We start from the raw sequence: 12,137 nt of genomic DNA, 5'->3' as shown, positions 1-12,137 counted from the left end.
TGAGCTCATCGGGCGCGGAGGGCTCTCGCGCACGTCGGTCGGGGGGCGGCCGTGCCTGGAAGTGGGGTGGGCCGTGCGTCAGCCCTCCCAGGTGCTGGGTGCGCGCGAGGTGGTGTCCTTCACCGAGGAGCACGACACCGCCTCACGGGCGGTGGTGGAGCGCTTGGGCATGAGCTACGACGGGCAGCCCCTGCGCGCCGGCCTGGTGCGGGGACAGGAGGGAGTGCAGCAGGCGGCGCCCTTCGCGCTCCACCGGATCGCGAGTGGTGCAGTCGAGGACCGTGATCGGGTAGCACGGCACCTTGCTGCACCACTCGCCTCTCGACGAGAGCGCGAAGTCAGCGCCATGACCGGGAGGGCAGCCCTGCCGATGAGCACAGCGGGTGAGAGCTCGCCGAGTGCCGCCACGGTCAGGTCGGGTGGAGGTCGCCTGGGTGCGGGAGTTCGCCGAAGATCTGCTCGCCTGTTGGTGCCAGCTCGAGGTAGCTGAGGTGGTCGCCGCCGTCGGCGAACAGCAGCAGCACCGCCCCGGCGGTGCTGCCCTCCACTACCGGGTGGCCATCCGCTCCTGCTGCCCTGAGGGCAGCGGGGTGGACCAGCTCGATGGACGGGCAGGTGCCGCAGCCGCAGGAACGACCCGCTCGAACGGCAGTCAGCTGTGCACGCCACCGAGCGCGGTCGGCCTCTTCCACCACGCGCTGGTCGGGGTCGAAGGGCGCTCCGTGGTCGATCAGCCAGGCCAAGACCTCCAGCTGTCGCCGGGTCAGGTCTCGAGGAGCTCCATCGACCTCTGAGCCTTCTGCCGGCGCGGTCGCAGGTGGCGGAGGGTCGTCGAGGTGCTCGCTCACCGGTCCATGATGTGTCCCCCTGCGCCGAGGCCCCACCGCTTGGACGGGTACACCGTGCGGCTCGTGTGCTGCTCGGAGGCACGTGTCACCTGCAGGTCGGGCCCGAAGGAGCGCTCCGGCAGACGTCCGCACTCCGCCAAGAGCGCGAAGTCAGCGCCATGAGAGCGAGATCGCCCGCCTCCTGCGGGAGCGCGCTGTTCTCCGGCCTGGAGTGCGGCTGCTCAGGCGTTGCCGCCTGAGGTGGGGGTGACCAGGGCGGAGGCGTAGGTCGGGTCGGTCTCGATGGGGGTGATGACGTCCACCAGGACGCCGCCGGGGGCGGCGAGGATGAAGTGCCGCTGCCCGAAGGCTTCCGAGCGCAGGGGCAGCAGCGCCTCCAGGGGCCCGTCCAGGACGAGGCGGCGGTACTGCTCGTCGACGTCGTCGACCTCGAGGTTGATCAGCAGGGCGCCGGTGGGCCGGCGGTGGGTGGCTGGGACGGTTTCGTGGTCGGCGGCGACGATGCCCAGTTCCCACTGCTGGTTGCGCAGGCTGACGTACCAGTCGACCTCGAAGGTGGTCTCGAAGCCGAAGTGGGTCCGCCAGAAGTCGGCGGTGGCGGTGACGTCGGAGCTGAGCAGGACGGGGTAGGCGCTGGTGATCTGCACGGTGTGCTCCTGGCTCGATCGGGGGAGGGGTGGCGCTGCTACGCTCACATACAGACAGTCTGTATGTAAATGGTCGCCTGTCGGGCCGAAGCAGATCGGGGAGGAGCAGGGGTGCGCACCACCAAGGCGCAGAGCGAGGCCACGGCTGCTGCGGTGCTGGAGGCTGCGCAACGCCTGTACGGCGAACGCGGCTACGCCGACGTCGCCCTGGACGAGATCGCCCGCGCCGTCGGCGTCAGCCGCGGCGCGCTCTACCACCACTTCGGCAGCCGGGAGGGGTTGTTCACCGCGGTGGTCGAGCGGGTGCAGCAGCAGGTGGCCGAGCAGGTGCAGCGGGCGGCGCAGGCCGCCGGTGAGGACGCCTTCGAGCAGCTGGTGGCCGGGTGCCGGGCGTTCTTGCTGGCCAGCACCGCCCAGCAGGTGCGCCAGGTGCTGCTGGTGGAGGCACCGGCGGTGCTGGGCTGGGCCCGCTGGCGCGAGCTGGACGCGCGCCATGCGCGGCGCCTGCTGCATGAGGGGGTGCAGGAGCTGCAGCGCGACGGGCGGGTGCGCGGCGCTGCGGCGGGGGTGGAGGCGGGGCTGGAGGCGGGGTTGAGCGTGGGGGCGGTGACCGCGGTGCTGTCCGGCGCCATGGACGAGGCCGCGTCGTGGGCGGCGAGCCGGCCCGATCCTGCCGCGGCCGTGGAGCAGGCGTGGGAGGCGCTGCAGGTGCTGCTGAGCGCGCTGCGCACCACCGGCTGAGCGACCTGCGGCACCACCGGGTCGGTCCACGACGATGACGCGGACGAGAACGTCCGCGTTCGTGGACGGGAGCGACCGCTCGCGGGACGGCCTGGCATCGCCCGGAGGGCACCACGACCGTGCGCAGCGAGGCTCGCGCCGTGAGCGGGTGTCGTGGCGGCACGTGGCGCCTGGCCCGGTGCGGTGGGTCGTCTCAGCCGGTGCGCTCGCGGATGATCTGCTCCAGGAGTTGGCGGACGGTGTCGCGTGCAGCGTCCAGGGTGACGCCGGCTGAGGTGAGCACCTGCCCGGCGAGGGTGTCGGGGTGGTTGAGGATGCCCAGCAGCAGGTGTTCGGTCCCCAGGTAGTCGTGCCCGAGGTCGAGCGCCTCGCTCATGGCCGTGGCCAGGGCGGCGCGGGTCGTGGGGTCGATGGTGATCGTCGTGGGCGCGCCTTCGCCGCGTTGCTGCAGTTGCTGGGTTTCGCCGGTGGGGGTCGGGGTCTGGGCGCCCACCGCTCGGTCCCGGTGAACGTCCGACCATCGCCATGTGCGGTGAGTCGACTGCTCGACAAGTGGCTTCTCGAGCAGTCACTCGTCTCAGGACCGACCGTTCTCGAGGCAGTGAGCCCTTGTCAGTAGCGTCTGGCGGTCGTCGACGAGGACTGGCCGATCCCGGGTCGGTGGGGCAGCGAGAGCGGTCCACCACCCAGCCGATGGCAGACCCCTCTGTCGGCGGACGTCGTCGTGCGAGCTGTCCAGCACGATGGGCAGGTGCGCACCGCCTCCCAGCTTGCCCTTGCAGCCGCTTGCCTGCCGCTCCTGCTCACTGGCTGCACCTCGACAGCGCAGGCGGATGCGGACGCCGACGCCCGAGCCGCCGACGTCGGCCGCTCCCTGGACCGCACCGCGAGCGACAGCAACGACCTCGACGACGTCGTGGGCTTGGCCCTGCGCGACGGGCAGGGTGCGACGTGGCCGGCAGTGGAGCTGCTGGAGGTGGCGCCCGGACCCGGCGGGACAGTCGAAGGCGCCGTCGTGGAGGTGCGCATCACCGGGTACCGAGCTCCTGATGACGGTCAGGGCTTCGACCTCGGCCCGGACCAGGATCCGATGACGCGGAACTGCTACCGCTACGTGCTGCGCACGTGGGGCATCGACGTCCACCCGGGTACCGGGGAACCCCTCGCCGAGCGGATCGACCGAGGTTGCGAGCAGCGCAAGGTCATCGACGTGCCGGAACCGCCGCCGGTGCCGCACCTGACGGATGCGGACACCGAGGCCCTGCAGGTAGCGCTGGCCGGAGCCGATGCCGCGGCGGTGCGGGCGGCGTTGGACGCTGTGCCGCGTCCTGATGTGCGGGTCGATGTGGGGGTGCACGACGGCTGGGTGGGGGCGGCGCTGTCTGCGGCTCCCCGTGGCAGCGATTGCGTGCTGGGTCGGCGCGGACCCGAGGGGCAGGTGCAGGTGTGGGTCCCACCCGCTGTGCTCGTGCAGCCAGGTGAGAGCAGTTGCGACGCGTCCACGGCCGCCGCAGGAGGTGCGGTGGTGTCACCGCACTAGATCGCTGACCTCTAGCGTCGAAGCGCCGCCTGAGTCCACCTTTCGCCGGCGCGTCCGCTGCCGATCGAGCTCCACCGTCTCAGCGCACAGTCCAAGACCGCTCGATCTCCGTCACGACCGCGACGTCGCCGGCAGCTCAGTACCGCGCACCACGTGGGATGAGCGTGAACAAGCAGTCGCGGTGAAGACTGCGGCTGTGAGGTCGATGCACCAGCCACCACCGGCCGCGCTGCACGTGGAGTGGGGGCCAGCGGCGGCCCGGACCTCCGCCGCGGCCTACGACGTCGCGGTCGTCGTCGACGTGCTGTCCTTCACCACCACTCTCAGCGTGGCCCTGGACCGCGGCATCGAGGTCCTGCCGTACCGGTGGGCCGATCAGAGCGCTGCCGACTTCGCCGCTCAGCACGAGGCCGTGCTGGCCGTGGGACGCTCCCGCGCCCAGCCGGGGCAGGTGAGCTTGTCACCGCTGACGGTGCGGGCGGCCGAACCTGAGCTGGCGCGGGTGGTGCTGCCCTCCCCGAACGGAGCCACCACCGCCCACCTGCTGGGCGAGGTCGTCGGGTGCGTGCTGGCGGCCTGCCTGCGCAACGCCGAGGCGGTGGCTGCCTGGCTGACTCAGCAGCACGGCGCCGACGGGGCGCGGGTGCTGGTGGTGGCCGCCGGGGAGCGGTGGCCGGGTGGGCGGCTGCGCCCGGCGGTGGAGGACTTGTGGGGTGCTGGGGCGCTCATCGCCGGCCTGCACCGGCGGGGCTGGGTGAGCGTGTCGGTGGACGCTGCGGTGGCCGCCGACGCCTACGACAGCGTCCACCGCGGCCACGGCGGCCACGGCGGCCTTGAGCAGGCGCTGCGTGGCTGTACCAGTGGGCGGGAGCTGACTGCGATGGGCTTCGGTGGTGACGTCGATGTCGCCTGCGAGGTCGCGACCAGTGCCGTCGTACCCACGTTGGCGGGTGTGGCCTTCCGCGACGCCCGGTACTCGTGAGCGTGTGCACCCACGACCGTGACGCGGGATGACCGGGCAGTCGAGCGAGCTGCGCCAAAGGCGGTGGCAGGCTTGGTCGAATGGCGCCCCTCATCGAGACCAACGACGTCGTCGAGGCTCTGGAGCTGTACGACGGTGACGTGATCGAGCACCCGGTCACCGGGGCGGTGATGACGATCGCCGCCCACATGCACATGGACCCTCACCACCTTGACCTCATCCCGGGCATCGTCCGCTTCGACATCTACAGCGGTCTCAACGTGGAGGGCCCACTGGAGTGGGAGGGTCCCGAGGAGCAGTTGGTCATCGGTCCTGGCATGCCCATCCGCCGGCTGTACCAGTACACGCTGCCGCCGGGAACCCGCATCAAGTGACGCCTCACGTGGTGCGGGCTTTGGGTGAGCACTCGACGCCGCCCACTCGTGGACTGCGCCCGTCCGCTCCTCGGCACGACCGCGACCTCCAGCTGCGGACTCGGCAATGGTGCGGCCCGCGCCATGACCGTGACGTCGTCGACGTCTACGACAGCGCCGTGTACGGCCGCACTGGCAGGGCGCCGTGAATGCCGGGGTGTGGCGCTACCGAGGCAGGACCCTCGTCACTACACCTGCGGTCACTGCCGAGGAAGGGGTCCTGCCGACAGTCGACGCTGCAGGTCGTCCAGGACGGCTGCCGGATCCGCGTGCCCCAGGGAGAACGCGTCGACGGCTCCCATCACCGCCTCCGCGCTGTCCGGCAGCGCGGACTGCTGCAGCGCGTCCAGCGCGGCCGCCTCGGGGCTGAGCGGCTGGTGGACTTCGTCGTCATGCCAGGTGATGTACGCGCCGCTGTACTCGACTTGGTCCTCGTCCTCCTCCTCGTCGGGGAAGAGCTTCGCCCACACGCGGTCGGCGTCGTCCCACAGCGGCGGCAGCGGACCGCCACCGGCGGCAGCCTGCAGAGCTTCCTCGGTCCAGTCCTGGCCGAGCAGCCCGGCGATTGCACACGCCTGACGGGCCGCCCACACCGCCACCGCGCGCTGCTCATCGGCTGGCAGGGCCGCCAGGGCTTCTGCCAGCTCGCGGTTGCGTCGCGCCACCGACGACGCACGAGCGGCGATGGCCAGCAGACGTTCTGAGGGCAGCTGCTCACCCTCCTGCACGCCCCACTGCACGCACAGGTCGAAGTACTCCTGGGGGTCCATCCCTTCGGGCACCTCATCGAGCGGGTCCGGTTCGGCGAAGGGCGGCCGGCGGTCGATGGCCTGCCCGGCGCCCAGCTGCTCGGTCAGCTCCCGGCGCAGCCGGCTCAGCTCCCGCCGGACCTGTGCCAGGAAGGCGTCGGTGCGCTCCTCCCCGATCGCCTCGTGGGCTTCCTTCACGGTGGCCACGACCGCGCTCAGGGGGTGGGTACCGGCCGCCTCGACGAGGCTGGACACCGCGTACGCGGCGCAGCTGTGCGGGTAGCCGTTGACGGCGGTCCTCGTCCCCTCGGGTGGGGGGAGGTCGGTGTCCAGGCGCACGTACAGGGCCTCGGAGTCGTGGAACAGCGCCGGCAGCAGCCGGTCCTCGCGCAGCGTGCGCAGTGCCGTGGTGATCCAGTCCACGCGGTCGACGCCGGTTTGGGCGCAGGCCCACTGCGCGGCCCAGTACGCCACCGCCCGTTGGACGCCGGGCTCGGCCGCCGCCAGGTCCTCCGCCAGCTCGCGGTCCAGGCCGACCAGCCAGGGTGCTTCGAAGACGTCCAGGAGCGCCTCGCTGGGAGGTGGGGTGTCACCCCAGGCGGCGTACGTCCGCGCGGCGCGGGCGAAGGCGGCATCTTGCATCCGGTGGCAGTAGCGGGCCGTGTCGCTGCTGACCCGCAGGATCGCATCGGGGGCCAGCGCAGCCGGCCACAGGGCGAGCTCGTAGTGGTCCACCAGCGGCTCCTCCCGCATCACGACGTCGGCCTCGCGGCCGGCGTCGATGCCGCGCGCGCTCAAACGCGCGCGGTAGCTGGGCTGGTTCAGGTGCAGCTCGCACACGGCCTCGGACAGGCACCCGGCCAAGACCGCTTCGGGCCACTGGGGGGTGAAGGGCGCTTCGACGACGTCCTCCCACTGCTCGCCCACGGGCGGTGCCTGTTCGCCCAGCAGCAGCCGGATGCCGACGTCACCGGTGTGCACGCCGACCAGCAGGGTCAGGTGGCCCAGCAGTTGCCCGCCGAGCAGGCCGTTGACCTGACCGGCGAAGGCGGCCTCGTAGTCGTCGGGGATGTCACCGGCGGACAGGTACGCCTGGAAGTAGGAGACGGTCATCCGCCCCTCGTAGACCACCTGCACGACTTGCCCCTCACACGACGCTCGACCCATGACGCTCGACCACACGGCACTCGACGACGACAGCCCGCGGCACTTGTGCAGCGGCACCTGTGCAGGCGAAGTGGGGCCGGATGCTGCGGATGGTCCACGACGCTGTGGGCGAGTTGGTGGGCGGACCGCGCAGCATCCCCCTAATGGAGCAGCGAGCTGAGGCCCGAGGTGTCCAGGCGGCTTCGCGTGTCTAATGCTGCAGGCCAGCGCTGATGTCGAGGACGGCGCCGTCCAGCGGCAGCCCTGCCCGTGGCCACTCCGCGCTCACAGCGACCCGGCCATCGCTCGGTCGCTCATCGATCCAGAGCTGGGCGTCCATCTCCAAGGAGTCGTCGTCGCCGTGGGCGTTGCTGAGCTGGGGAGGCAGCCGGTGGGTGGTGCCGTTGACCTCGATGTGCAGGACGGGTTGGGAGCCGGCGTCGGCTTCGCGGTCATCCGGAGCCAGTGGGGCCTGCCGGCGGGGGGTCAGCTGACGCTTGGCTGCCTCGGCGTGGATGCCGCTGGCCCGCAGCACTAGGTGCAGCATCAGCCCGGTGGCGTGGGCTTGGACGTGGTGCAACTCGGCGCTGATACCTGGACCCCGGGTGAGCAGCAGCGGCCCGTGCACTGTGGTGCCGACGTCGTGCGGTGGCTCGGCGGGGACCCCAGCAGGACGCATGCGTCCATCGTCGGCAGCCCAGGGTCAGCGCGCAACGCCCTCGATGCACCATGATCGTGACCTCGCCCGCAGGGCGCCGTGTCCGCGACGTCGTGAGTGACTCACCGCACTGGTCACGAGAAGACCGGGCGTCAGGTGAAGGCAGCCGGAGCTTGACCCGGTTTCCCGGACAGGGTGATCATGACCCACTTCTCCGGACTCGCGTGTCGAGAGACGGTGACCGCTCGGACACCCGAGAGGATCACCCATGCCCAGGTCGTACCCGCCGGCTTTCCGACACCAAGCACTGGCGCTGCTCACCGCCGGCCGCAGCGTGAGCGATGTCGCCGCCTCGCTCGGCGTCGCCGAGTCCTGCCTCTACCGCTGGCGCAAGCAAGACTCCATCGACCGCGGCCAAGCCGATGGCGCCAGCAGCCGGGAGAGCGCGGAGCTGACCACAGCGAAGAAGCGGATCCGCGACCTGGAGGAAGAAGTCAAGATCCTCCGCAAGGCCGCTGCCGCGGTGGAGAAGGTGGTGCCCCCAAAAGTCCGGTTCCGCCTGGTCGCGGAGCTGCACGCTGACGGTGTCCGCATCGGGCGGTCCTGCCACGCACTGGGCGTCTCCCGCTCGGGCTACTACGAGTGGGCCTCCCGGGCGCCGTCCGCGCGCAGCATCCGCCACGCCTGGCTGAGCGATCTGATCGGGACCGTCCACCAGTCCTCGCGCGGGACGTACGGGCGCCCTCGGGTGCACGCTGAACTGCTGCACAACCACGGCGTGGTCGTCGGGCACAATACCGTCGGCCTGCTGATGCGGCGCAGCGGTTTGAGCGGACTGCCCAAGCGCCGGCGCGGCTACCGCATCAAGCAGGTCCCCACCAGCAGCGACCTGGTCAAGCGCAACTTTCACCGCGACGGCCCCAACCAGCTCTGGGTCACCGACATCACCGAACACCCCACCCGCGAGGGCAAGCTGTACTGCTGCGTCGTCATCGACACGTTCTCCCGCCGGGTGGTCGGCTGGGCCATCGACTCCACCCAGCGCGTCGAGCTGGCCACCAACGCCCTGGGCATGGCCATCGACAACCGCGGCGACGTGACCGGCGGTGTCATACACGGTGATCATGGAGTTCAGTTCACCTCGTGGACCTTCACCCAGCGCGCTCGTCACGCCGGGTTGCTGCCCTCGCTGGGCAGCGTCGGCGATCCGTACGACAACGCCGTGGTCGAATCGTTCTGGGGGCGCATGCAGACTGAGCTGCTCAACCGTCGACGCTGGGACACCCGTATCGAGCTCGCCAGTGCAATGTTCGAGTACATCGAAGGGTTCCACAATCGACAGCGGCGACACTCCGCGCTGGGCTGGCGTAGTCCCGTAGAGTTCGAGAACAACGCCCTGCAGCAGTCACCGGCTCCTCAGATCGCTGTCCAGTCAACTGGGTCATGATCACCTTCGCTCAGCTGTTCACCGGACCCGATCCGCTGCTTCGTCACGTCCGCACTCGGGTCCGCAGCCCGCAGACCAACGGCGTCGTCGAGCGCTTCTTCGGGACGCTGAAGTACGAGCACCTGTACCAGACCCGCCTCGCCGACGGAGACGGGCTGGCAGTGGAGTGCAACCTCTTCCGGCCGATCTACAACACCCCTCGGCCCCACCAGGGCATCGGCGACAGCACCCCACACGCCACCTACCTAGCCTCACCTTGACCTTGACCTTGATCGTCAGCGGCCCGATCCATTGCTGAGGCGTGTGCTGTGGTGATTGCATCCGCACACACACCAGGCGTTCGTCACTGACCTCCTCCATCAACATGCCAGTGAATCGGCCGTTCAGCAGCGCAACAGACTTGCTGTGTCCAGTACCGAACCGGCGCGGTGGTTCATGTAGTCGACAGGGTGTGCGGTACCGCCTCGGCCCAGCGGATGGGTCACGATCAGGCGCGTGACCTGAGCAGGTTCCGTGGCAAGGTGCTCGGCGTCGGCGGCCAGCGGTTCATCGCGGCTGCCGTAGCCGTACAGCACGCCGATGGAGGCGGTACCGTTGGCCCGCGCCGCGTGCACATCGTGCTCGCGGTCGCCCAGCATTACCGCGTCCTGTGCGTGGGCTTGCAACGTCGCCAGCGCGCGGCGCAAGGTCACCGCCTTCTCCACCACTTCGGTGGGCCTCCGGCCGTGGACATCACCGACATGCTTCAACAGGCCGGTGCTGCGCAGCGCCTCCTCGGCGAACTCCTGGATCCTCGCTGTCACCACGGCGAGGCGGACTCCACGCCCGGGTAGGCCCGGTACTGCTCCGAACCGTGTGCACGGTAGTGGCGCCGGTAGTGCTCTACGGCCTCGTGGACCTGCTGAGGGTCCATTCCGTAGTTGTCGCGGAAGGAGTGCTCCATCGGGGGGCGACGAAGCGTCGCAGGGCCGCCTCGTCGCTCTCCCGGATTCCCATCTCAGCCAGAGCGCGCTGCACTGAAGACGTGATGCCGTCGCCGGGGTCACACAGGGTGCCGTCGATGTCGAAGAGGGCGAGTGCGTACGCGCGCCCGTAGTGCCCGCCGCGCCGTCACGGACAGCGCACCGAGCCGGGCGGTGGGACCGGGACGCGCCGCGGGCGATCGATCACCCGCGCCCGGCGCCCTCGTGCAACGGGGAAAAGCGTCTCCGGTAGGCCGTGGGGGTGGTGGCGAACGCCGTGGAGAAGTTCTGCCGGAAGGTCACGGGGCTGGCGAAGCCGCACGCGGCGGCGACCGCCTCGATCGTCCAGTCGGTGCTCTCGAGCAGGACGCGCGCCTCGGCCATGCGCTGCTCGAGCACCCACCGGGCGGGAGTCGTGCCCGTCGCCTGGCCGAAGCGGCGGATGAAGGTGCGGCGGCTCATCCTGGCCCGCCCGGCCAGGCGGTCGACGCCGAGGTCCTCGTGCAACCGGGCCAGAGCCCACTGCTGGACATCGGTGATGGCGGTGCTGGTGGCCGGCTGCGCCAGCGGGCGCTCGACGTATTGGGCCTGCCCGCCCTCCCGGTGCGGGGCCACGACGAGGCTGCGCGCGACGCGGGCAGCGGTGGCTGAGCCCAGGTGCTTGCGCACCAGGTGCAGGCAGGCGTCGATGGAGGAGGCGGTGCCCGCGGAGGTCAGCACGTCGTCGTGGTCGATGTAGAGCACCGAGGTGTCCGTGGCCGTGCCGGGCAGGCGTTCGGCCAGAGCGGGCAGCATCTGCCAGTGCGTGACCGCCGCCCGCCCGTCCAGCAGGCCGGCATCGGCCACCGCGAAGGCACCCAGGCACAGCCCCGCGACCACAGCGCCGCGTCCGTGCGCCTGTCGCAGGTCGGCCCGGAAGACCTCGCTGCTGGGCCGCACCGGCTGCGGCCAGGAAGGGATGACCACCATGTCCGCCCACCGGAGCACCTCCGGCCCCTCCACCTCGCCGATCGAGTAGCCCTCCGCGCTGCGGACCGCGCCGGGGCGGTCGGACCACAGCCGGCACGTCCAGTCCTCGGCCAGCCCCAGCCGCCCGAGCTCGCCGAAGACCATCAGCGGTGCGGCGAGGTGGAACATCGTGATGTCGTCGAAGGCGTAGACGGCGATCCGCACAGGTGACTCCCTCGGTGTGGCGCGGCGTCGAAGTGGCACGAAGTCATCGCAAGTGTGCATCCAGGCCACTCGCGGGCACGGGCAGACCCGCCGACGATGGTCCTCGGTCCCGCGAGGGGGCCGCACCCGAGCACCCGCAGGAGAGTCACCCGTGACCGCACCGCACCGCGCCCTCGTCGTCGTCGACGTCCAGCAGGAGTACTTCGCCGGGCCGCTGCAGATCCAGCACCCGCCGCGCGAGGAGTCCCTGGCCAACATCGTCACGGCGGTGGAGACCGCCAAGGCGAACGGCCTGCCGGTCGTCCTCGTCCAGCACCGCCTGCCCGAGGGCGCCCCGATCTTCGCCGAGGGCACGGCCGGCTTCGAGCTGCATCCCGACGTCGACGCGGTCGTGGACCCGTCGTGGAAGCGGGTGACGAAGTCGTTCGGCAGCGTCTTCGCCGGCACCGACGTCGCCGCCTGGCTGCGCGAGCAGGGCATCGACACCGTCAGCATCGTCGGCTTCATGACCAACAACTGCGACCTGGCCACCGCCGTGGAGGCCGAGGGCCTGGGGTTCATGGCCGAGGTCCTCTCCGACGCCAGCGGCGCGATCAACCTCGCCAACGAGGCCGGGCACGTGTCGGCGGAGGCGTTGCACGCCACGCTCATGGTGTTGCTGCAGTCGAACTTCGCCGCCGTCGCCACCACCGCGCAGTGGGTGGAGGCGGTCCGCGGCGGCGAGCCGCTGGCGAAGAACAACCTCGTCGAGTCCGCGATCGGGGGCAGTGCCGCCGTCGCCGCGGGCTGAGACCACCCGGGAGGGCCGGGTCACCGCACGTGCGGTGACCC

Annotated in this window: 16 protein-coding genes; 7 read left to right on the top strand and 9 right to left on the bottom strand. The window is 71.0% G+C overall.

What is annotated here, in order from left to right; genetic code table 11:
- Positions 1 to 410: 410 nt before the first annotated feature.
- Both ACRYM2_RS13070 and ACRYM2_RS13065 read right to left on the bottom strand, forming a co-directional pair.
- Positions 411 to 848: a hypothetical protein gene (locus ACRYM2_RS13070; protein WP_432522823.1), complete on the bottom strand. Its 438-nt coding sequence runs from the start codon at positions 846 to 848 to the stop codon at positions 411 to 413.
- Positions 849 to 1,069: 221 nt separating this feature from the next.
- Complete coding sequence (locus ACRYM2_RS13065) at positions 1,070 to 1,495, bottom strand: VOC family protein (protein WP_432522822.1); 426 nt, start codon at positions 1,493 to 1,495, stop codon at positions 1,070 to 1,072.
- Between the two features lie 111 nt (positions 1,496 to 1,606).
- Here ACRYM2_RS13065 and ACRYM2_RS13060 point away from each other — a divergent pair, with 111 nt between their 5' ends.
- Positions 1,607 to 2,236 (top strand): TetR/AcrR family transcriptional regulator, encoded by a 630-nt coding sequence (locus ACRYM2_RS13060; RefSeq protein WP_432522821.1) that lies wholly within the window; start codon positions 1,607 to 1,609, stop codon positions 2,234 to 2,236.
- Positions 2,237 to 2,429: 193 nt separating this feature from the next.
- On the opposite strand, the gene ACRYM2_RS13055 is transcribed toward ACRYM2_RS13060, so the two are convergent.
- Positions 2,430 to 2,729, bottom strand: coding sequence for a Clp protease N-terminal domain-containing protein (locus tag ACRYM2_RS13055; protein WP_432522820.1), 300 nt, complete (start codon positions 2,727 to 2,729; stop codon positions 2,430 to 2,432).
- Between the two features lie 258 nt (positions 2,730 to 2,987).
- On the opposite strand from ACRYM2_RS13055, the gene ACRYM2_RS13050 reads away from it, so the two are divergent.
- From ACRYM2_RS13050 to ACRYM2_RS13040, 3 genes are all read left to right on the top strand, one after another.
- Entirely contained in the window at positions 2,988 to 3,776 is a 789-nt protein-coding gene (locus ACRYM2_RS13050; protein WP_432522819.1) for a hypothetical protein, read from the top strand.
- A 205-nt stretch (positions 3,777 to 3,981) separates the two neighbouring features.
- Positions 3,982 to 4,758: a 2-phosphosulfolactate phosphatase gene (locus ACRYM2_RS13045; protein ID WP_432522852.1), complete on the top strand. Its 777-nt coding sequence runs from the start codon at positions 3,982 to 3,984 to the stop codon at positions 4,756 to 4,758.
- 80 nt (positions 4,759 to 4,838) lie between these two features.
- The gene (locus tag ACRYM2_RS13040; protein WP_432522818.1) at positions 4,839 to 5,132 is read left to right on the top strand and encodes a hypothetical protein; all 294 of its coding nucleotides are present in this window, start codon (positions 4,839 to 4,841) and stop codon (positions 5,130 to 5,132) included.
- A gap of 239 nt (positions 5,133 to 5,371) precedes the next feature.
- Here ACRYM2_RS13040 and ACRYM2_RS13035 read toward each other — a convergent pair whose 3' ends face one another.
- Positions 5,372 to 7,057: a hypothetical protein gene (locus tag ACRYM2_RS13035; protein ID WP_432522816.1), complete on the bottom strand. Its 1,686-nt coding sequence runs from the start codon at positions 7,055 to 7,057 to the stop codon at positions 5,372 to 5,374.
- Positions 7,058 to 7,277: 220 nt separating this feature from the next.
- Positions 7,278 to 7,745, bottom strand: coding sequence for a hypothetical protein (locus ACRYM2_RS13030; protein ID WP_432522815.1), 468 nt, complete (start codon positions 7,743 to 7,745; stop codon positions 7,278 to 7,280).
- Between the two features lie 247 nt (positions 7,746 to 7,992).
- Here ACRYM2_RS13030 and ACRYM2_RS13025 point away from each other — a divergent pair, with 247 nt between their 5' ends.
- Positions 7,993 to 9,171: an IS3 family transposase gene (locus ACRYM2_RS13025; RefSeq protein ID WP_432522813.1), complete on the top strand. Its 1,179-nt coding sequence runs from the start codon at positions 7,993 to 7,995 to the stop codon at positions 9,169 to 9,171.
- Positions 9,168 to 9,431: an integrase core domain-containing protein gene (locus ACRYM2_RS13020; RefSeq protein ID WP_432522812.1), complete on the top strand. Its 264-nt coding sequence runs from the start codon at positions 9,168 to 9,170 to the stop codon at positions 9,429 to 9,431. The genes ACRYM2_RS13025 and ACRYM2_RS13020 overlap by 4 nt, the downstream gene beginning before the upstream one ends.
- A gap of 123 nt (positions 9,432 to 9,554) precedes the next feature.
- On the opposite strand, the gene ACRYM2_RS13015 is transcribed toward ACRYM2_RS13020, so the two are convergent.
- The 4 genes from ACRYM2_RS13015 to ACRYM2_RS13005 form a co-directional block, all read right to left on the bottom strand.
- On the bottom strand, positions 9,555 to 9,974 hold the full coding sequence (locus ACRYM2_RS13015) for an HAD hydrolase-like protein (protein WP_432522811.1): 420 nt from the start codon (positions 9,972 to 9,974) through the stop codon (positions 9,555 to 9,557).
- On the bottom strand, positions 9,971 to 10,114 hold the full coding sequence (locus ACRYM2_RS13010; protein ID WP_432522810.1) for an HAD family hydrolase: 144 nt from the start codon (positions 10,112 to 10,114) through the stop codon (positions 9,971 to 9,973). Before ACRYM2_RS13010 ends, ACRYM2_RS13015 begins: the two co-directional genes overlap by 4 nt.
- The gene (locus tag ACRYM2_RS23205; protein ID WP_490055057.1) at positions 10,054 to 10,233 is read right to left on the bottom strand and encodes a hypothetical protein; all 180 of its coding nucleotides are present in this window, start codon (positions 10,231 to 10,233) and stop codon (positions 10,054 to 10,056) included. Before ACRYM2_RS23205 ends, ACRYM2_RS13010 begins: the two co-directional genes overlap by 61 nt.
- A 104-nt stretch (positions 10,234 to 10,337) precedes the next feature.
- Complete coding sequence (locus ACRYM2_RS13005; protein ID WP_432522809.1) at positions 10,338 to 11,306, bottom strand: GlxA family transcriptional regulator; 969 nt, start codon at positions 11,304 to 11,306, stop codon at positions 10,338 to 10,340.
- Between the two features lie 151 nt (positions 11,307 to 11,457).
- Between ACRYM2_RS13005 and ACRYM2_RS13000 the strand changes: the two genes are divergently transcribed.
- On the top strand, positions 11,458 to 12,096 hold the full coding sequence (locus ACRYM2_RS13000) for an isochorismatase family protein (protein WP_432522808.1): 639 nt from the start codon (positions 11,458 to 11,460) through the stop codon (positions 12,094 to 12,096).
- Positions 12,097 to 12,137: the final 41 nt, after the last annotated feature.

Source organism: Kineococcus aridisoli, from assembly GCF_050871885.1.
Classification (GTDB): domain Bacteria; phylum Actinomycetota; class Actinomycetes; order Actinomycetales; family Kineococcaceae; genus Kineococcus.
The sequence above is the reverse complement of the archived record's forward strand: the minus strand, read 5'-3'. Positions and strand labels throughout refer to the sequence as shown.